The sequence below is a fragment of the Actinokineospora inagensis DSM 44258 genome (genome assembly GCF_000482865.1).
Classification (GTDB): Bacteria; Actinomycetota; Actinomycetes; order Mycobacteriales; family Pseudonocardiaceae; genus Actinokineospora; species Actinokineospora inagensis.
The window spans coordinates 1-18,384 of record NZ_AXWW01000021.1; the positions used below are offsets into that span (position 1 = coordinate 1).

The 18,384-nt window shown below is 72.1% G+C and carries 20 protein-coding genes; 19 read left to right on the forward strand and 1 reads right to left on the reverse strand.

Annotated features, from left to right (window positions below):
* The first annotated feature begins 388 nt into the window (after positions 1 to 388).
* The 14 genes from H504_RS0108425 to H504_RS0108490 all read left to right on the forward strand — a co-directional run bounded on the left by H504_RS0108425 (position 389) and on the right by H504_RS0108490 (position 11,555).
* The gene (locus H504_RS0108425; RefSeq protein ID WP_026422423.1) at positions 389 to 2,056 is read left to right on the forward strand and encodes a type VII secretion-associated protein; all 1,668 of its coding nucleotides are present in this window, start codon (positions 389 to 391) and stop codon (positions 2,054 to 2,056) included.
* The gene (locus H504_RS0108430) at positions 2,053 to 2,292 is read left to right on the forward strand and encodes a hypothetical protein (protein WP_026422424.1); all 240 of its coding nucleotides are present in this window, start codon (positions 2,053 to 2,055) and stop codon (positions 2,290 to 2,292) included. The genes H504_RS0108425 and H504_RS0108430 overlap by 4 nt, the downstream gene beginning before the upstream one ends.
* 217 nt (positions 2,293 to 2,509) lie before the next feature.
* Positions 2,510 to 2,821 (forward strand): WXG100 family type VII secretion target, encoded by a 312-nt coding sequence (locus H504_RS0108435; RefSeq protein ID WP_026422425.1) that lies wholly within the window; start codon positions 2,510 to 2,512, stop codon positions 2,819 to 2,821.
* A gap of 61 nt (positions 2,822 to 2,882) precedes the next feature.
* The gene (locus H504_RS0108440) at positions 2,883 to 3,176 is read left to right on the forward strand and encodes a WXG100 family type VII secretion target (RefSeq protein ID WP_026422426.1); all 294 of its coding nucleotides are present in this window, start codon (positions 2,883 to 2,885) and stop codon (positions 3,174 to 3,176) included.
* Between the two features lie 291 nt (positions 3,177 to 3,467).
* Positions 3,468 to 3,911 (forward strand): 50S ribosomal protein L13, encoded by a 444-nt coding sequence (gene rplM, locus H504_RS0108445; RefSeq protein WP_026422427.1) that lies wholly within the window; start codon positions 3,468 to 3,470, stop codon positions 3,909 to 3,911.
* A 176-nt stretch (positions 3,912 to 4,087) separates the two neighbouring features.
* The gene (rpsI, locus tag H504_RS38520) at positions 4,088 to 4,528 is read left to right on the forward strand and encodes a 30S ribosomal protein S9 (protein WP_026422428.1); all 441 of its coding nucleotides are present in this window, start codon (positions 4,088 to 4,090) and stop codon (positions 4,526 to 4,528) included.
* A gap of 189 nt (positions 4,529 to 4,717) precedes the next feature.
* Positions 4,718 to 6,052, forward strand: coding sequence for a phosphoglucosamine mutase (glmM, locus tag H504_RS0108455; protein ID WP_026422429.1), 1,335 nt, complete (start codon positions 4,718 to 4,720; stop codon positions 6,050 to 6,052).
* A gap of 117 nt (positions 6,053 to 6,169) precedes the next feature.
* Positions 6,170 to 6,322 carry a hypothetical protein gene (locus H504_RS40945; RefSeq protein WP_157440286.1) on the forward strand — a complete coding sequence of 51 codons (153 nt, stop codon included), beginning with the start codon at positions 6,170 to 6,172 and terminating at the stop codon, positions 6,320 to 6,322.
* Positions 6,323 to 6,564: 242 nt separating this feature from the next.
* Positions 6,565 to 6,891, forward strand: a complete 327-nt coding sequence (locus H504_RS33955; protein WP_035303705.1) for a hypothetical protein — start codon at positions 6,565 to 6,567, stop codon at positions 6,889 to 6,891.
* Between the two features lie 3 nt (positions 6,892 to 6,894).
* Positions 6,895 to 9,240, forward strand: coding sequence for a hypothetical protein (locus H504_RS0108470; protein ID WP_026422430.1), 2,346 nt, complete (start codon positions 6,895 to 6,897; stop codon positions 9,238 to 9,240).
* Positions 9,237 to 9,683 carry a hypothetical protein gene (locus tag H504_RS0108475; protein WP_026422431.1) on the forward strand — a complete coding sequence of 149 codons (447 nt, stop codon included), beginning with the start codon at positions 9,237 to 9,239 and terminating at the stop codon, positions 9,681 to 9,683. The genes H504_RS0108470 and H504_RS0108475 overlap by 4 nt, the downstream gene beginning before the upstream one ends.
* Positions 9,684 to 9,685: 2 nt before the next feature.
* Positions 9,686 to 9,991: a hypothetical protein gene (locus tag H504_RS0108480; protein WP_026422432.1), complete on the forward strand. Its 306-nt coding sequence runs from the start codon at positions 9,686 to 9,688 to the stop codon at positions 9,989 to 9,991.
* A complete protein-coding gene (locus H504_RS0108485; RefSeq protein ID WP_026422433.1) occupies positions 9,988 to 11,313 on the forward strand; it encodes a WXG100 family type VII secretion target in 1,326 nt (441 codons plus the stop codon). Before H504_RS0108480 ends, H504_RS0108485 begins: the two co-directional genes overlap by 4 nt.
* Entirely contained in the window at positions 11,313 to 11,555 is a 243-nt protein-coding gene (locus tag H504_RS0108490; protein ID WP_026422434.1) for a hypothetical protein, read from the forward strand. Before H504_RS0108485 ends, H504_RS0108490 begins: the two co-directional genes overlap by 1 nt.
* On the opposite strand, the gene H504_RS0108495 is transcribed toward H504_RS0108490, so the two are convergent.
* Complete coding sequence (locus H504_RS0108495; protein ID WP_026422435.1) at positions 11,552 to 12,364, reverse strand: dienelactone hydrolase family protein; 813 nt, start codon at positions 12,362 to 12,364, stop codon at positions 11,552 to 11,554. The genes H504_RS0108490 and H504_RS0108495 overlap by 4 nt on opposite strands.
* A gap of 50 nt (positions 12,365 to 12,414) precedes the next feature.
* On the opposite strand from H504_RS0108495, the gene glmS reads away from it, so the two are divergent.
* From glmS to tsaE, 5 genes are read left to right on the forward strand one after another with little or no spacing between them, the layout of a single operon-like run.
* Positions 12,415 to 14,274 (forward strand): glutamine--fructose-6-phosphate transaminase (isomerizing), encoded by a 1,860-nt coding sequence (glmS, locus tag H504_RS0108500; RefSeq protein WP_026422436.1) that lies wholly within the window; start codon positions 12,415 to 12,417, stop codon positions 14,272 to 14,274.
* A 9-nt stretch (positions 14,275 to 14,283) separates the two neighbouring features.
* Positions 14,284 to 15,711, forward strand: a complete 1,428-nt coding sequence (locus tag H504_RS0108505; RefSeq protein ID WP_026422437.1) for a bifunctional ADP-dependent NAD(P)H-hydrate dehydratase/NAD(P)H-hydrate epimerase — start codon at positions 14,284 to 14,286, stop codon at positions 15,709 to 15,711.
* Positions 15,708 to 16,778 carry an alanine racemase gene (gene alr, locus H504_RS0108510; RefSeq protein WP_026422438.1) on the forward strand — a complete coding sequence of 357 codons (1,071 nt, stop codon included), beginning with the start codon at positions 15,708 to 15,710 and terminating at the stop codon, positions 16,776 to 16,778. The genes H504_RS0108505 and alr overlap by 4 nt, the downstream gene beginning before the upstream one ends.
* Complete coding sequence (locus H504_RS0108515; RefSeq protein WP_026422439.1) at positions 16,775 to 17,830, forward strand: alpha/beta fold hydrolase; 1,056 nt, start codon at positions 16,775 to 16,777, stop codon at positions 17,828 to 17,830. The genes alr and H504_RS0108515 overlap by 4 nt, the downstream gene beginning before the upstream one ends.
* Positions 17,823 to 18,281: a tRNA (adenosine(37)-N6)-threonylcarbamoyltransferase complex ATPase subunit type 1 TsaE gene (gene tsaE / locus H504_RS0108520; protein ID WP_026422440.1), complete on the forward strand. Its 459-nt coding sequence runs from the start codon at positions 17,823 to 17,825 to the stop codon at positions 18,279 to 18,281. Before H504_RS0108515 ends, tsaE begins: the two co-directional genes overlap by 8 nt.
* Positions 18,282 to 18,384 lie beyond the last annotated feature (103 nt).

Sequence of the window (18,384 nt, forward strand, 5' to 3'; positions counted from 1 at the left end):
GGGCTTCGTCGATCAGGGCTGGGTTTTTAGGCGCGCGGCGCAGGTGTGGGGCTTCGTCGATACGGGGTGGAGTTTCTATTTCTTTTTTTGGGGGGGCGGTGCGGGTGTGGGGCTTCGTCGATTTGCGTGGGGGTTTCGAGGAGCGCGGTGCGGGAGTGGCGTTTTATCGATTTGGCGCGGGTCGAGGGGTGCGGTGTGGGGGTAGCGCTTCCTCGATGAGGTGTGGGGTTTGGGCGTGCGGTGCAAGAGTGGCGCCTTGTCGATGTGGGTGGGTTCGAGGGGCGCGGTTCGCGGTTGTCGTGGTGCTGGTGGCTGGGGGTGGGGTGGGTCGTAGGGTGATCTGGGACATACCCGGGGACTGGGGGTGGTGCGCGTGTTGCGGGTCGCTGTGGACTTTGGGTGTTCGAGTACTTGTGTGGCTTTGGCGGTGGGTGGGCGGGAGCCGCAGGTTGTTGTGGTTGATGGGCAGCCCTTGTTGGCTTCGGCGGTGTGTGTCGGGGTTGATGGGACGTTGTTCGTGGGGCAGGAGGCGGAGCGGCGGGCGGCGGTGGAGCCGTCGAGGTTTGAGGCGCATCCGAAGCGGCGGGTTGATGATGGGGAGTTGCTGCTCGGGGATGTCGTCGTCCCGGTCGCCACGGTGTTCAGGGCTGTGATCGGGCGGGCGGTGGCGGAGGCGCGGCGAGTGGCGGGTGGGGGGCTGGTTGACCAACTGGTGCTGACCCACCCGGCGGACTGGGGGAGTGTGCGGACCGGGGTTCTCCGGCAGGCGGCGGTCAACCTGGCCCGGCAGGTGCGGTTGGTGCCGGAGCCGGTGGCGGCGGCGGTGTTCCACGCGGCGAGTGTTCCCGGGGCTGGGCGGGTGATCGCGGTGTTGGACCTGGGTGGGGGGACGACCGATGTCAGTGTGGTGCGGACCAAACCCAACGTCGTGTTGGCCACCAAGGGGAATCCGGCGTTCGGGGGCGCTGATGTCGACCAGTTGCTGCTCGACCACCTGGGGCGCACGGTGTCCGACCAGGCCGCGTGGGCTGAGCTCATGGCCGGGCGGGACCTGCTCGACCGGCGGCGCAGGCGGCTGCTGCACCAGGATGTCCGGGGCGCCAAGGAGTCCCTGTCCCGGCACACCTACACCGATGTGCCGCTGCCGTCCCCGTTTCCCGACGCGCACGTCACCAGGGACGACCTGGAGCGGTTGATCAGGCCCGCGATCACCGCCGCGGTCGAGTTGACGGCGGCGGCGATCGCGGAGGCGGGTGGGGCCGACGCGGTGTTCCTCGTCGGTGGGTCGAGTCGGATTCCGCTGGTGGCGCGGTTGGTGGCGGAGCGGACCGGGATCGTGCCGGTGACGCTCGACCAACCGGAGACCGTGGTCGCGCGGGGCGCGCTGCGGGCGGTGGCGGCCGAGGTCGAGCAGACGGGGGTGCTCTCGGCGCCGCGTGCTCTCCCCGGGGCACCGCAGCGGGAAACCGTTCACCTCGGTGCCCCGGGTGGCACCGCCCGACCGGAGCCGCGGAAACCCACGACGAAGCTGTTCGTCGGGATCGGTGTCCTTTTCGCACTGATCGCGGCGGCCGCGACTGTTCTGGTCCTGGTGAACGGCAGTGGCGCGGACGCGCCGAAGGTCGCGCGTTACGACTACCGGTTCTCGCTCCCCGACGGGTGGACGCAGACCGGGGGCAACCCGAACATCGCGCGGACCGACGTCAAACCGACCGGGGCCGAGCAGGGCAACGACCTGGTGATCATCCAGGAGCGCAAGCTGTCCTTCGACAGCGGGACCGACCGGGAGCGGGCGGTCGCGCGGCTGCGGGAGGACTTCACCAAGGGCGGCTCCGGGCTCTCCGATTTCCGCGACCACGCCAGTTTCGCCGGGCGGGATGTCGTCTACTACCGCGAGCAGGTGCCCGACCAGGGCGCTACCGTCGACTGGTACGTGCTCCTCGGCGGCACCTTCCAGGTGAGCGTGGGGTGCCAGTACACCCCGGACGGTCGGGACGCCGTGCAGGCGGCCTGCACCACCGTGGTGCGGTCGGTCGAGGTCGGAGGTGGGCAGTGAACGAGGGTTTCGCCGAGTCCGTGGCCAGGTTCCGGGCCGAGGCGGCCGCCGCGATCACCCGGGCCCGGCGGGCGTCGGCCGAGGCGCGGGAGACGAGTGCCGCGTTCCGCCGGGACACCCAGCGGTTGATCGCCCGCGCGGGCGCGGCGGCACCGGTCGACACCCCCGACCGCGCGCCGCGACCGCCGGACGACGAGGACTTCTCCCAGGACCAGATCCTGCTGCACGGGGGCTGACCTGCGGCGATCGTTCACACCTGTGAACCGCGCCCGGCCGGTGTTCGACCGCGTGCGCCGCGCTGACCTGCGGGTTCCCGCGAACAGCGTTAACGGGAGCAACGACCTGCGGACAACTCGCGCCGAGGTGGAACCAAACCTGGCAGGGTCATCGTCGTAAGCGGCGTACGAACGAAGAAGGCGTACGACCCAACCACAAGCCAGGGGGTTTCTCCCAATGTCCGGTTACGGAATCACGCCCGAAGAGATGGCCAAGGCCGCCACCGACGTTGACAACGTCAACGAGGAGAGCCAGAACGCCCTCAAGAGCCTGGGTAGCGCCCTGCAGCCGCTGCACGACAACTGGTCGGGTAGCGCCGCGCGCGCCTTCGCCACGCTGATGCAGCGCTACAACGACGACGCGAACAAGCTGCACAACGCCCTCGCCGCCATCTCGGACCAGCTCAAGCAGAGCAACACGGCCTACGTCCGCCAGGAGGAGGAGTCGTCCTCCTCGCTGTCGAACATCAGCAACGTCCTCGGCGGCTGACCCAGCTCCGCTTTCCGGCCCACCCCCAAGACTTTCTTCACACTTCTCAGGGAGAACCCAAATGTCCGGCGACATGATCAAGGTCAATTTCGCCGAGGTGGCCAACGCCTCGCAGTCGCTCTCGTCCACCTCCGGCCAGCTCGACGGTCTGCTCGGCGACCTCAAGCAGCGGCTGGCCCCGCTGGCGGCGGGCTACACCGGTGCCGCCGCCGAGGCGTGGAACGCCAAGCAGGCCGAGTGGGACAAGGCCTACGACGAGCTGAAGCAGGTCCTCAGCTCGATCGCGGTCGCGGTGCAGCAGTCCGGCGAGAACTACGAGGCGACCGAGCGCGCCAACGCCAACCGCTGGGGCTGAGCCGCGGTCGTACGCCGCCAGGTCGCGCCGACAGGACCCGGGAGCATTCCCGGGTCCTGTTCCGCGTCCGGCGCCCCTGTGGCCCAGGCCACACCCGAGCGGGTGAGGGAGGGCGGTTTTGACCCCCTCGGAGGCACCCGGTATCTTCTTACGTTGTTGTGCGGCGCGGGGCGTATAGCTCGGCTGGTCGAACGCGAGTCGAGCCGCGTTGCGCGCCCCTGGACGACCCGTTCGCCCAGGGGTGAGGCCCGCACAGGCACCCATGACGCATGTTGACGATGAGGTAGACCCGTGCCCACGTACAGCCCTAAGCCCGGCGAGGTCGACCGAGCCTGGCACGTGATCGACGCCGAGGACGTGGTGCTCGGCCGTCTCGCCACGCATGTCGCGACGCTTTTGCGCGGCAAGCACAAGCCCACCTACGCCCCCCACGTGGACACCGGCGACTTCGTCGTCATCGTCAACGCCGAGAAGGTCGCCCTGACCGGCAAGAAGCGGGACCAGGCGTTCGCTTACCGGCACTCCGGCTACCCGGGTGGTCTGCGCAAGCGGTCTTTCGGCGAGCTGCTGGACACCCGTCCGGACAAGCTGCTGGAGAAGGTCGTGAAGGGCATGCTGCCCAAGAACAAGCTCGGCCGCGCGCAGGGCAAGAAGCTCAAGGTCTACGCAGGCCCGGAGCACCCGCACGCCGCCCAGCAGCCCCAGCCGTTCCAGATTGCGAAGGTCACCAAGTGAGCGAGGACGTCGTGACCCCCGAGGTCGAGGCCGTCGAGACCGAGACCCCCGAGGTCGTCGAGGCGGAGACCGCTGAGGTCGCCGAGGCCGAGGCCCCCGCGGCCCCCGAGGCCGAGGCGGGCGAGGACGAGGCCGGTGAGTCGGCCGAGGCCGCCGCCGTCGCCGAGTTCGACGCCCTGGACACCGACGAGGCCGACGAGCCCGCCACCCCGGCGCTGCCGCACCTCACGTCGGAGACCGCGCAGACCGTCGGCCGCCGCAAGGAGGCCGTGGTGCGCGTGCGCATCCTGCCCGGCAGCGGCAAGTTCCTGCTCAACGGCAAGTCGCTCGAGGAGTACTTCCCGAACAAGGTCCACCAGCAGCTCATCCGCGAGCCGCTGGTGGTGGTCGAGAAGCCCGAGTCCTTCGACATCCGCGCCAACCTGCACGGCGGCGGCATCACCGGCCAGGCCGGTGCGCTGCGGCTGGCGATCGCCCGCGCGCTGATCGAGCTGGACAGCGAGGACCGCCCGGTGCTCAAGAAGGCGGGCTTCCTGACCCGCGACCCGCGGGCGAAGGAACGCAAGAAGTACGGCCTGAAGAAGGCCCGCAAGGCTCCGCAGTACAGCAAGCGCTGACCCAGGCGCCCAGGTACGACCAGCGGGAGCAGCACCGTTCGACCCATCGAACAAGCTGCTCCCGCTGTGTTTTTCGCGGCTTTCCCCATCTTGACCCCGCCGGGGCCGTCCCATTCCCGGCGAATCCCGCCTACGCTCATCCCTCCCTGCCTCCCACCGACCGTCCCCACACGTGGAGGATCCCCGTCCATGGCTCGACTGTTCGGCACCGACGGCGTGCGCGGCCTCGCCAACGCCGACCTGACCCCGGAACTGGCGATGTCCGTCGCGGCCGCGGCGGCGCGGGTGCTGGCCGCGCACGACACCTCGCACCGGCCGGTGGCCGTGGTCGGCCGCGACCCCCGGGCCAGCGGCGAGATGCTGCAGGCCGCGGTGTGCGCCGGGCTGGCCTCGGCGGGCGCCGACGTGCTCCAGGTGGGTGTGCTGCCCACCCCGGGGGTCGCGTTCCTGGTCGGTGAGCTGGGCGCCGACCTGGGCGTGATGATCTCCGCGTCGCACAACCCGATGCCGGACAACGGCGTGAAGCTGTTCGCCGCGGGCGGGCACAAGCTGCCCGACGCCATCGAGGACGAGATCGAGGCGGGCCTGCGCAGCCCGGCGCCGCGGCCGACCGGGGCCGGGGTCGGCCGGATCTACGACGTCGCCGACGCGCACGACCGGTACGTCGCGCACCTGCTGGCCGCCACGCCGAACCGGCTGGACGGGCTCAAGGTCGTGGTGGACTGCGCGAACGGGGCCGCCTGGGCGGCCGCGCCGCAGGCCTACCGGGAGGCCGGGGCCGAGGTCATCGCCATCCACGCGCTGCCGGATGGCGAGAACATCAACGACGGCTGCGGCTCCACCCACCTGGACGTGCTGCGCGCCGCCGTCCTCGCCGAGGGCGCCGACCTGGGCATCGCGCACGACGGCGACGCCGACCGCTGCCTGGCCGTGGACGGCAACGGCGACGTGGTCGACGGCGACCAGATCATGGCCGTGCTGGCGTTGGCGATGCGCGAGGCGGGCGAGCTGACCGACGACAGCCTCGTGGTCACCGTGATGAGCAACCTGGGCCTGCACGTGGCCATGCGCGAGGCCGGTGTGAAGCTGCGCACCACCGCCGTCGGCGACCGTTACGTGCTGGAGGAGCTGCGCGCGCACGGCCTCGCCCTGGGCGGCGAGCAGTCCGGCCACGTGCTCATCCCCGGCCACGCCACCACCGGCGACGGCCTGCTCACCGCGCTGCGGCTGATGGCCAGGGTGGCCGCGACCGGCAGGTCGCTGGCCGAGCTGGCCGGGGTGATGACCCGGATGCCGCAGGTCCTGGTGAACGTGCGGGTCGAGGACAAGGCGACCGTGGCGGCGTCGCCGCTGGTCAACCAGGCCGTGCTGGCCGTGGAGACCGAGCTGGGCGACACGGGCCGGGTGCTGCTGCGCCCGTCCGGCACCGAGCAGTTGGTCCGGGTCATGGTCGAGGCACCCAGCCACGAGCTGGCCCAGGTCGCCGCCGACCGCCTCGCGGCCGTAGTCGCCGACGCGCATTGACACTGAGACATTCCCTCCCGCCACCCGCCCCCTCGTCCCCGCCCGGCACGGTTCCCGACTTGGCGGCTGTGGCCTAGCCTGTGCTGCGGAGAACGTCGCGCGGACGAGGGGGCACGGGTGAGCATCGGTCTGGTCGAGTTCCTGATCCTCGTGGTTGTGGGGTTGCTGCTGCTGACCGTTGTCGTGGTCGCGCGGACGGCGGAGAAGCAGCGGCGGGAACGCGCGCTCCGCGACGCCCGCAGGTACCTCGACGGCGAGGGACCGAGTTGACACCCCGCTAATTCCGGTTACCGCCCGCACCGCGCCCCAGCGGCTCGCGAAATCCATTCCCCAGGTCACCGCCCATGTGGATCGAGAAGCGCGGGCAAAGCGGGCGCGAATGCGCGGAAAGCGCCCGTCGCGCACAGGTCCGGTGGGTAGGTTCTTCTTTGCGTAAGTGACGGCACCGCAGGTCAGCGGGTTGCGTCCAAGCCCTCGACGACACATCGAGGGGCAGTGAAGCAGGGGGAACGGTGGCGCTGGACGAGACGATGAAGATGGACCACCAGGTGGTCCGCTCGGCCGGGCAGGACCTGGCCGACCTGTCGGTCTCGCTGCAGGAGGTGCAGCGGTACGCGACGGGGGACGGGCTCAAGGCCGAGCACTTCGGCGGCACCCCGGAGGGCGCGGCCGCGTTCACCGCGGTCAACGGCGTCGTGCAGCAGTTGGCGGCCTCGGTGGGCAAGGCCCAGCAGTTCTGCGTGGACGCGGCGAAGCGGGTCACCGATTCCGCGGCCGCCACCCAGAACACCGATGTGGACAACGCCTGGGGGTTGGCGCGGTCCGGGGAGAAGAAGTAGCCGATGCCCGAACAGTTCAGCCACGAGGTCCAAGACGCCCTGCAGACCCCCTCGGACGTGCACACCGAGGACCAGTCGGCCACGATGCTGGCCAAGCTCGACGAGTTCATCGCGTTGATGGGCAAGGACGCGCTGGGCAACCTCTACGAGAAGTGGCGCAACCACCCGGCGTGCTTACCCGCGAACCGCGACCGCTGGGCGTCCCAGCCGGTCTGCGGCGACGGCTGGCAGGAGAAGGGCGACCAGTCCGGCGGGCTGTGGAAGCTCAAGAACATCAACTGGGGTTACCTGTGGGGCGCTCGCGGCCGGTTGGACAACCTGGCCAAGGCCGCCGGGGCGGTCGACGGGTCGGCGGCCGCCGTGGCGGGCAAGCTGCAGGGGGCGTGGAGCAGCAAGGCCGGTGAGGCCGCCGTCACCAAGGTCAACGACCTGCGCGGCGCCTCGACCGACTACCAGTCGGTGCTGACCCAACTGCGCGATCACGTGACCGGCGCGTGGCAGAGCAGCCGGGACGTGGTGCAGAAGCTCTCCGGCTTCGCCGACCAGTCGGACGTGGGCGGCAAGACCATCACGGACCGGTACAAGGTGCTGGCCTACGGCGGCATGTTCGGCCTGGCCCCGCGCGAGGTCTACCACACCTACATCGACGAGATGGGCCGCATCCTCGACCACGGCACCTGGAAGACGGGGTGGAACGCCAAGGAAGAGGCGACCACCATGTCCAGCCTGACGCAGCCGACGTGGGTCACCTTCGCGGGTGCCCAGCCGCAGACCGCCGAGTCGCTGCACCAGCCCGGCACGGTCAAGCTGACCGACGGCGACAACCGCTGGTCCGACCAGGTCTGCCACGAACTCGACGACTTCTGCGAGTGCTACTTCCTCACCGTGGGCAACCTGCGCCGCCGGATCGAGGAGACGATCAAGGCGGTCGTGCAGACCTGGAACGAACTGCAGTCGGCCACCATCACGCTGTCCCCCGACCCGTTCGGCAAGCTCAGCCTGGCCGCGGCCAACCCGCCGCCGCAGGAGGAAGAGCACCCGCCGGAGAAGAAGGAAGGCCAACCGACGACCGGGGACGACCACCCCGGCGACGGTCCGCCGACCAGCAGCAGCGGTGGGCCCGGCGGAACCGGTGGGCCGCGGTCGGTTCCGCCGATCCCCGCTCAGCCGATTGCCCAGCAGCCGGTCACCTCGCAGCCGGTTGCGGTGCCCGGCTCGACCGACCCGGCGTCCGCGATCGGTCCGATCCACTCGACCGACCCGACCAACCCGGGCGCGGTCGCGCACCCGGCGACGCCCGCGCACGCCCCGGAGACGGTGACGATCACCGACGGTGGCCGGTCGATCAGCGTGCAGAGCCCGACCGGGCAGGGCAGCGTCGGGGTGTCGGTCGACGACGGGTCCGGCAAGCCCAAGCACTACGACCTGGACTTCGGATCGTCCACAACGGACACCAGCGGCACCGGGTTACCCGGCGGCGGTACCGATCACACCGGTCCCACCGGCCACGATCACCCGAGTACCGACCCCACCGGTCACCCGGCCACCCAGGTCCCCGCCACCCCCGACGCGGCGCAGCACGTCCAGGCCGGTCCGGACGGCAGGGCCGTCATCCACGACGGCGCGCTGACCATCACCGCCGAGCGGCCCGCCGACCACCCGGACACGGTCAAGATCACCGTGGACGACGGGTCCGGCAAGCCGGTCACCTACACCGTCGACTACCAGGACCCGGGTTCCCCCACGGTCGGCCCCGCGCACCCCGCGAACGCCTTCACCGGAACCCTCGACCCCGATACCAGCCGGCCGGGCGGTCCGGCGGCCCACCCGGACGTGCCCACCGGCCACACCTCGACCAACCACGTCGACGGCGGCCAGGTCCACGCTGTCACCGGTTCCGCCGACTACACCGACTATGCGACGGCGGACCAGGTGTCCACCGACAGTCCACAAGCGACCTACGCGGCGAGTGACCACTCGGCGGCCTGGGGTTCGGCGGGCAGCGTCTTGGACGGCGCCCAGCCGGGCGACCAGATCGGCGCCCACCACAGCATTCCCGGCGATCACGGCGACATGTCCGGCGCCACCGGTGACACGCAGTCCGCCGGTTCCGGTGAGGCCGGGCTGGCGACCGCCCACCACGGCGCGCAGGACGCGGGCGGCCAGGCCGGGTCCGGTCTCGGCGGCATGCCGATGGGCGCCATGGGCGGCGGAGGCCACGGCGGTGGCGGCGGTGGCGGGGATGCCGAGCGCGCTGGGTCGCAGTGGCGCACCTCCGGTCAACTGTTCGACGACGACTACGCCGCCGCCGAGGCCCGGATCGCCAGTTCGATCGAGGGGGGCCGGTGACCCCGGAATCGCGCCTGGTGCTGGCCCGCTACGAGGACATCACCGCCCAGTACACCGCGCGGGTCGACCAGGTCGGTGAGGAGTTCGCCGCCGAGTTGGCCCGGTACGACGCGGCCGCCGCCGAGCGGGACCGGGCGGCGGCCGAGCGGCTGCCCGCCATCGACGCCGCCCACGAGGCCGCGAAGCAGGAGGCGGCGAGCAGGCAGGTCGAGGAGAAGCCGACCACGTGGACGCGGGAGAACCGCCCCACGCTGATGAGCTTCGGCGACGACGAAGACCGCCCTGCCCCGCCCCCGGCGCCCCGTCCGGTCCCGCCTGTCGTGGCCGAGGAGGAGCAGGGCGCCGAGCAGCCCCGCACGCGGACCCGCGAGACCCGCCCGGCCGCCTGGCCCACCGATGACGACCAGGACGACGACTGGTCCGGTCGAAGCTGGGTGCGGTAGCCGTGACGCTGCGGATCGACCACGAGGCCGTCGCCGCGTTGGCCACCGAGGTCGCCGACCTGCGCACCGCGGTGTCCGATGTGGTCGGTTACGCCCGCGCGGACACCTTGGCGCCCAGTCGGTTCGGCGTGCTCGGCGCGCGGGCGGGCAAGGCGTTCGCGGACGTGCACACCGAGATCGTCGCCGCCATCGAGAAGTCGGGTGCGGACCTGGCGAACACGGTGGCCGGGCTGCGCACCGCCGTCGAGCGGATCACCGAGACCGACCACGACGCCGCCCAGCGGATCACCCGCGCTGGTGAGCGGTGACCGAGGCAGGCGTGCGGGCGGTCCTGGTCCAGCCGGGCGATCACCCCGACGAGACCTCCGACCAGGTCCTCGACGGTCCGCTCGCCGTTCGCCGTCTGTTGTCCACAAAGGACGGTGGGTCGGTCTTCGCCCGCTGGCGGGACCACCCGGCCGCCCGGGGCGGCTGGCGCCAGGAGGTCTGGGGCGAGCGCGACGAGCGGCTGGTCGACGACCTCCGGTCCATCGACTTCGGCGCGCTGTCGACCGCCGTGGACCGCCTGTCCGCCTTGGCATCCGCCGCCGACGAACTCCACGACGGCGCCGACGGGCTGCGCGCCCGGCTCGCCGACACGTGGGGCGGCCGGGGTGCTGATCTTGCCGCCGGACGGTTCGACGACTTCGCCCGCCGGGCCCGCGGCTGGCAGGACACGTTGGTGCGCTTGGCCGCCGCCGTCGACGCGGCCCGGGACACGATCAAGTCCGGTCTGGCCGAGTGGGCCGGGCAGGCGGACACGGTGCGCGGCATCACCGTCGACGACCTGTCGACCCGGCTGACCCAACTCGACCGGCTCGACATCGCCGTCCGCGCGAACCCGGTAGGGCTGCTGCGCACGCCCGGCGCGCACTTCCTCAACGTGCCAGGGGAAACGGCCTGGCCGACGGCGGACGTGATCGAGTACCTGGACGGGTACTGCACCCACTACGAGGCCGCGGTCGCCCGGTTCCGGCGTGACGTGACGGCCGTGCACAAGGCGACCGCGGACACATGGGAGCTGTTCCTCCAGGTGCTCCGCACACCCTCCACTGTGGACTCCGCCACCGCCCCGGCCGCCGCGCGCAACGTCGCCGTGTCGGCGAGTCCGACCTCGGTCACGGTCAACGCCGACGGCGAGCGGTACGTCATCGACGGTGTACACCCCGCCCCCACCCAGTCCACTGGTCAACCCGCTGCTCAAGGCGCACCCTCGGGTGTTCCGGCGAGCCACGGTGGCGCGGGTCGGGGCGGTCCGGTCGGGCACGGCGGTGCCGCCGGTGTCGGTGCGGACAGCGGTGCGGCGCAGAGCCCCGGCCCGGGTGCCGCCACGGGCGCCGAGGCGCCACCCCCGGTCGAGCGGCAACCCCCGGCGACCGCCCCGGCTGCTGCCACCCAGCAGCCACCGCAGTCCGGGACGGGCGGCGGCATGGGCATGGGCGGGATGGGTGGCGGCGGCGGTCGCGGCGGCGACACCGAGCGCAAGCCCAGCCAGTGGCGGCTGGTCGGCAGCCTCTTCGACGCCGAGGACCCCGCCGCGGGCTTCGACGGCATCGTCGGTGAGGACCCGGCGAACCGGACCAGGCGCTGATGCCCGACCGCATCGACTCCGCAGGCCCCGCCGACCCCGCCGTCCAAGCAGTCCGCGCCCGCTTCCAGCAGGTCGGCGCGGCCCTCGCGGACGAGTTGGCCCGCTCCCGAGCCGCCTACGAGCAGGACCTGGCCCGCCCGGACGAGCGCAAACCCCGCCGCCGCCGCGTCGACCCCGAGGAGCCCTCCGACACGGGCGTCTTCACGGTGAGTTGGATGACGAACCAGTACCCGGGCCGTTAGGCGGGCTGACCGGCCAGGGTCTGCAGCACGGTCTCGGTGCCCTTCAGTTCCTCGTCCAACAGCGGCCGGTACTCGGTGCGGCCCGCCAGTTCGACCAGGAAGAACGCGGTCAGCAGGGCCCGGCTGAGCCGGTGCGTGCCGTGCTCGGCCTTGCCCTGGACCAGCAGCCCGCTCCAGTGCCAGCCCTCGGTGAAGCCCAGGTGCGACGCCTTCGGCAGCACCCGCACCTGGGTCGGACCGGCCCAGGCCTTCGCGATCAGCTCGCCGTGGCCCTGCTGGGGCGCGACGACGTCCCGGCCGCCGACCACGTGCAGTGACGGCATGTGACAGCGGGTCGCCGCCTCGGAGGCGAACGGCCTGGTCTCGGCCGCCGCCAGCGTCGCGACCGCCCGCACCCGCTCGTCCTGCGCCGCGGCCAGCACCGCGCTGCCGCCACCGGTGGAGTGACCGGCGAGGCCCAGCCTGTGCTCGTCGACGCTGATCGCCCCGTCGCCCAGCCGAACACCGACGCAAACGTCGAGCGCGGTGCGCAGGTCGGCGGCCAGCAGCCGGTGCGACCCGAGCGGCCCCGCGTGCGTCCCCGGCGCGGCGACCACGATGCCCCACGAGGCCAGGTGCCGGAACAGGGCGTGGTAGCGGCCGGGCGGCTGCAGCCAGCCGTGGCCGAACGCGATCGCGGGCAACCCGAGGCCGGTGGCGGGGGTGATGACCACGCCCGGCACCCCGACCAGGGCCAGGTCACCGCGCATCACCTCGTGCGGTCCCGGGAGGGCCAGCTCGTTGAGCAGGTGCTTGGCCGTGCGTGCCATGGGGACCAGCCTATCGGTGGTCGAACTATCCGCCGGCTACCCTGGTCCCCGTGTGCGGAATCGTGGGATATGTGGGGCACCGGCCTGCTCTGGACGTGGTACTCGACGGGCTGCGCAGGCTCGAGTACCGGGGGTACGACTCGGCGGGCGTCGCCGTGCTGGTCGGCGGCGGCCTCGCGGTCGAGCGCAAGGCCGGTCGGCTGGCCAACCTGGAGGCCAGGCTGGACGAGGTCGGCCGGGACGGGTTCGCAGGCACCGCGGGCATGGGCCACACCCGGTGGGCCACCCACGGCGCCCCGGTCGACCGGAACTCGCACCCGCACCGGGACACCACCGGCCGGGTCGCCGTCGTGCACAACGGCATCATCGAGAACTTCGCCGCGCTGCGCGGCGAGCTGGAGGCGGCCGGGGTCGAGCTGGCCAGCGACACCGACTCCGAGACCGCGGCCCACCTGGTCGCCCGCGCGTACGCCGACGGCGCGACCGCCGGCGACCTGCCCGCCAGCGTCCGCGCCGTGTGCAGGCGGCTGGAGGGCGCGTTCACCCTGGTCGTGACGCACGCCGACCAGCCGGACCTGATCGTCGCCGCCCGGCGCAGCTCCCCGCTGGTGGTGGGCCTCGGCGAGGGTGAGACGTTCGTCGCCTCCGACGTGGCCGCGTTCATCGAGCACACCCGCCAGGCCGTCGAGCTCGGCCAAGACCAGCTCGTGGTGATCAGCCGCGACGGCTACGAGGTCGTCGACTTCCACGGCGAGCCCGCCCCGGTGAAGCCGTTCACCGTCGACTGGGACCTGTCCGCCGCCGAGAAGGGCGGCCACGACTACTTCATGCTCAAGGAGATCGACGAGCAGCCCACCGCCCTCGCCGACACCCTGCGCGGGCACTTCGCGGGCGGCCGGATCGTGCTCGACGAGCAGCGGCTGTCCGACCAGGACCTGCGCGACGTCGACAAGGTCTTCGTCGTCGCCTGCGGCTCGGCCTACCACTCCGGCCTGGTCGCCAAGTACGCCATCGAGCACTGGACCCGGCTGCCGGTCGAGGTCGAGCTGGCCTCGGAGTTCCGCTACCGCGACCCGGTGCTCGACCGGGACACCCTGGTCGTCGCCGTGTCGCAGTCCGGCGAGACCGCGGACACACTGGAAGCCGTGCGACACGCGCGCGAGCAGAAGGCCCGCGTGCTGGCGGTGTGCAACACCAACGGCGCGCAGATCCCGCGCGAGTCCGACGCGGTCCTCTACACCCACGCGGGCCCGGAGATCGGGGTCGCCTCCACCAAGGCGTTCCTGGCCCAGATCGCGGCGAACTACCTGGTCGGCCTGGCCCTGGCGCAGGCCCGCGGCACCAAGTACCCGGACGAGGTCGCCCGCGAGTTCCACGAGCTCGCCGCGATGCCCGCCGCCGTCCAGCAGGTCCTCGGCACCACACCGCGGGTCCAGGCGCTGGGGCGCGAGCTCGCCGACGCCAAGGCGGTGTTGTTCCTCGGTCGGCACGTCGGCTACCCGGTGGCGCTCGAAGGCGCGCTCAAGCTCAAGGAGCTCGCGTACATGCACGCCGAGGGCTTCGCGGCAGGCGAGCTGAAGCACGGACCGATCGCGCTGATCGAGCCGGGACTGCCCGTCGTGGTCGTGATGCCGTCGCCGAAGGGGCGGGCGGTGCTGCACTCGAAGCTGGTGTCCAACATCAGCGAGATCCAGGCCCGCGGCGCGCGCACCATCGTCATCGCCGAGGAGGGCGACGAGACGGTCCGGCCGTTCGCCGACGAGCTCATCGAGATCCCGGCCGTGCCGACCCTGCTGCAGCCGCTCGTGTCCACCGTCCCGCTGCAGGTGCTGGCCGCCGAGATCGCCCGCACCCGGGGCTACGACGTGGACAAGCCGCGCAACCTCGCCAAGTCCGTCACCGTCGAGTAGGGGAGCCGCATGCGGGGCGTCTGGACCACCGCCGCCGTCCGGGAGGCCGAGGAACCCGTCCTGGCCGCGACCGCCCCGGGCGCGTTGATGCGCCGCGCGGCGCACGGGGTCGCGCGGCACGCCTCCCGGGTGCTCGCCCAGCACGTCGGCGGGGTGTCCGGCCGCCGGGTCGTGCTGCTGGTCGGCGCGGGCGACAACGGCGGCGACGCCCTGTGGGCGGGCGCGTTCCTGCGTCGGCGCGGGGTCGGGGTCACGGCGGTGCTGCTGGCGCCGGACCGCGCGCACGCCGAGGGCCTGGCCGCCCTGCGGCGCGCGGGCGGCCGGATCGGGTCCATTGTGGACGTTGACCGTGCCGACCTGGTGATCGACGGGATCGTGGGGCTGTCGGCCCGCGGTCCACTGCGGCCGGACGCGGCGGCTGTCGTCGACCGGGTCCAGGCACCGGTCGTGGCGGTCGACCTGCCGAGCGGGGTCGACCCGGACACCGGGGCCGTTGCCGGACCGGCGGTCACAGCCGATGTGACGGTGACGTTCGGCGGGTACAAGCCGGTGCACTTCCTGGCCGGAGACCGCTGCGGCGAGGTGCGGTTCGTCGACCTCGGTTTGGACCTGGGCGAACCGCTGTTCTCCGTGCTCGACCCGGACGACGTCGCCGACGCCTGGCCGTTGCCGGAACCACGCGACGACAAGTACACCCAAGGAGTTGTCGGAATCGCCGCGGGCTCGTCGACCTACCCCGGTGCCGCGGTGTTGGCGGTGGGCGCGGCGGTCCAGGCGACCTCGGGGCTGACCCGGTACGCGGGGTCGGCGGCGGACGAGGTGCGGCGGCGCTGGCCCGAGGTGATCGCGACCGGGTCGGTTGGCGACGCCGGTCGCGTGCAAGCCTGGGTCGCCGGGCCGGGAATGGGGACGGGTAAGGCTTCCCGGGACGCGCTGGCGCACATCCTGGGCGCCGGTGTGCCGGTGTGCGTTGACGCGGACGGGATCACGTTGTTGGGCGCGCACCCCGAACTGTGGGACGCGCGAGACCCGGATGTGCCGGTGTTGCTCACCCCGCATGACCGGGAATTCGCCCGCGTCGCCGAGTCGCACGGGATTTCACTTGGCGCGGACCGGGTTTCCGCCGCGTCGGCATTGGCCCGCGCGCTTCGGGTCCACGTGCTGTTGAAGGGACATGCGACGGTGATCGCGGCGCCGGACGGTCAGGTGTTGGTCAACTCGGCCCAGTCGCCGTGGTTGGCGACGGCAGGCTCGGGGGATGTGCTGTCCGGGATTCTGGGGGCGTTGCTGGCTTCAGGGATGGACCCGTTGTTGGCCGGTGGTTGCGCGGCGTTCGTGCACGTCCGGGCTGGGGAGCTGGCCGCCCTGGGTGCACCCGCTCCGGCGTCGGCCATCGTGCGGGCGTTGCCGGACGCGATCCGGTCGGTGCTGGCATGACCAGGGCCGAGGTCGTCATCGATCTGGAAGCGTTGCGGCACAACGTTTCTCTCCTCGTCGAGCGGGCTTCCGGCGCGGAGAGCATGGCGGTCGTGAAGGCCGACGGGTACGGCCACGGGGCCGTACCAGTGGCTCAGGCGGCGTTGCAGGCGGGAGTGACCTGGCTGGGGTCGTGCTCGCTGGATGAAGCGCTCACCTTGCGGGAAGCGGGGATCGACGCGCCGATACTGTCCTGGTTGGATGGTCCGGCGGAGGACTTCTCGGCGGCTGTCGCGGCGGGCGTGGACGTCGGGGTGTCGTCGGTCGAGCAGTTGCGGGCGCTGTCCGGGGCCCGGGTGCACCTGAAGGTCGACACCGGGTTGAGCCGCAACGGTTGCCCGCCGGCGCGGTGGGCGGAACTCGTGCGCGCCGCGGCGGCTTCGGACAACGAGGTCTACGCGGTGTGGTCGCACCTGGCGTGCGCGGACGAGCCCGGTCACCCGTCGGTCGACCTGCAGGCCAAGGCGTTCGACGAAGCGTACGACATCGCGCGGGAAGCCGGGCTGACCCCCAAGCGGCACCTCGCGAACTCGGCGGCGACCCTGAACCGCCCCGACCTGCACTACGACATGGTGCGGCTCGGTATCGCCATGTACGGGCTGAACCCGTTGCGGCAGAAGGAAGACCTGCGGCCGGTGATGTCCTTCCGGTCCGAGGTCGCCTTGGTGAAGCGGGTCAGTGCGGGATCGTCTGTCTCCTATGGACACACGTGGACCGCTACCCGGGACACGACGTTGGCGTTGGTGACGGCGGGTTACGCTGACGGCGTACCGCGGTTGTTGTCGAACCGGATGGACGTGTGGCTGGCAGGCGCGCGCAGGCCCATCCGAGGTCGGGTGTGCATGGACCAGGTCATCGTCGACTGCGGTGATGCCGAGGTGTCCGTGGGCGATGAGGTGGTGTTGTTCGGGTCCGGCGCGCGTGGTGAACCGACCGCGACCGAGTGGGCGGAGACCATCGGCACCATCGACTACGAGATCGTCACCGGGATGTACCGGCCCCGGGTCCGCCGCCGGTACGTGGGATGAACCGCACCGGCCTGGTTGCGACCGGCGCCGGAGTGGTCGCCGCCGCGGTCGCCCTCGGGGTCGGCCTCGCGCGCCGACGGGTACCGGACGAAGACCCGTACATCGACGAGCCGCTCGGTGAGCTGGTACCGACCCGCGAGGGCAGCGTGGTCACCGACGACGGGATCACGTTGTCGTACGAGGAGGTCGACCCGGCCGACGGCGGCCCGCCGGACCTGACCGTGGTGCTCGTCCACGGGTTCGCGATGAGCAGGCTCGGGTGGCACTTCCAGCGGCGCGACTTGGCCGAACTGGTCGAACCCCGGGTGCGGCAGGTGCTCTACGACCACCGCGGCCACGGGAAGTCCGGTCGGGGGACCGCGGCGTCCAGCACGATCGACCAGCTCGCCGCCGACCTGGCGGACGTCCTGCCTGCCACCGCGCCCGAGGGGCCACTGGTCCTCATCGGACACTCGATGGGCGGCATGGTGATCATGGCGTTGGCCGAGCGCGAACCGGCGCTGTTCGAACACCGGGTGCGCGGCGTCGCGCTGATCGGGACCTCGGCGGGCGAGGTCGGGCGCAGCGGACTGCCCCGGCCGCTGCTGTCGAAGTACAACCCGACGACCCGCGTGCTCGGCGCGCTCGCCGAATGGCAGCCCCGCGTCGTCGAGGTGATCCGCTCGGCGGGCGGCGGCATCACCCGGCGCGCGGCCCGCGCCATCGGCTTCGGCCCCGGCGACACCAGCCCCCGGCTGGTCGACTTCCTGGTCACGATGCTCGACGTCACCCCCGTCCAGGTCCTGGCCGACTTCGCCGACACCCTCGGCAGCCACAACCGGTACGCCGCCCTCGCCGGCCTCAAACACTGCCGCGTGCTCGTCCTCAGCGGCGACCACGACTGGATGACCCCGTTCAGCCACGCCGAACGCATCGCCGCCGCCCTCCCCGACGCCGTACTCGTCCGCGTCCCCGACGCCGGGCACGTCGTCATGCTGGAGCGGGCCGAACTCGTCAACCACCACCTGACTACGCTGCTGCGCGACAGCTACCAGGGAGGACACCGTGGCTGAGACCGTCGAACTGACCACCGCAGCGGACACCCACGAGTTCGGCCGCGCCCTCGGCGCCGTCCTCCGCGCGGGCGACCTCGTCCTGCTCGCAGGCCCCCTCGGCGCCGGTAAAACCGCCCTCGCCCAAGGCATCGGCGCCGGTCTGGGCGTGCAAGGCCGGGTCAGCAGCCCCACCTTCATCATCGCCCGCGAACACCGCCCCGGCCCCCGCGGCATCCCCATGGTCCACGTCGACGCCTACCGCCTCGGCGGCTCCCTCGACGAACTCGACGACCTCGACCTCGACACCACCCTCGTCGACTCCGCCCTGGTCGTCGAATGGGGCGAGGACACCGCCACCCGCCTCACGGCCGACCACCTCCTCATCCACCTCACCCCCCGCCCCGACGACACCCGCCTCGCCACCATCGAACGCCACGGCACCTGGTCGAACCGCGCACTGGCACCATGACAACCGCCCGCGCCTCGATCGGCCCACGACGTCCCTGACCGCGTGGCCGCCGTTCCGGTGCCTTGCCGGGCGACGTTGTGTGGGTCGACTTCTGGTGGCTCCG

What these genes read in the sequence shown, in the direction of transcription:
- H504_RS0108490 (WP_026422434.1), top strand. Translation starts at nt 11,313, where the DNA reads ATGCCCGACCGCATCGACTCCGCAGGCCCCGCCGACCCCGCCGTCCAA.
- H504_RS0108505 (WP_026422437.1), top strand. Translation starts at nt 14,284, where the DNA reads ATGCGGGGCGTCTGGACCACCGCCGCCGTCCGGGAGGCCGAGGAACCC.
- H504_RS0108495 (WP_026422435.1), bottom strand. Translation starts at nt 12,364, where the DNA reads ATGGCACGCACGGCCAAGCACCTGCTCAACGAGCTGGCCCTCCCGGGA.
- alr (WP_026422438.1), top strand. Translation starts at nt 15,708, where the DNA reads ATGACCAGGGCCGAGGTCGTCATCGATCTGGAAGCGTTGCGGCACAAC.
- H504_RS0108435 (WP_026422425.1), top strand. Translation starts at nt 2,510, where the DNA reads ATGTCCGGTTACGGAATCACGCCCGAAGAGATGGCCAAGGCCGCCACC.
- H504_RS0108440 (WP_026422426.1), top strand. Translation starts at nt 2,883, where the DNA reads ATGTCCGGCGACATGATCAAGGTCAATTTCGCCGAGGTGGCCAACGCC.
- H504_RS0108515 (WP_026422439.1), top strand. Translation starts at nt 16,775, where the DNA reads ATGAACCGCACCGGCCTGGTTGCGACCGGCGCCGGAGTGGTCGCCGCC.
- H504_RS0108470 (WP_026422430.1), top strand. Translation starts at nt 6,895, where the DNA reads ATGCCCGAACAGTTCAGCCACGAGGTCCAAGACGCCCTGCAGACCCCC.
- glmM (WP_026422429.1), top strand. Translation starts at nt 4,718, where the DNA reads ATGGCTCGACTGTTCGGCACCGACGGCGTGCGCGGCCTCGCCAACGCC.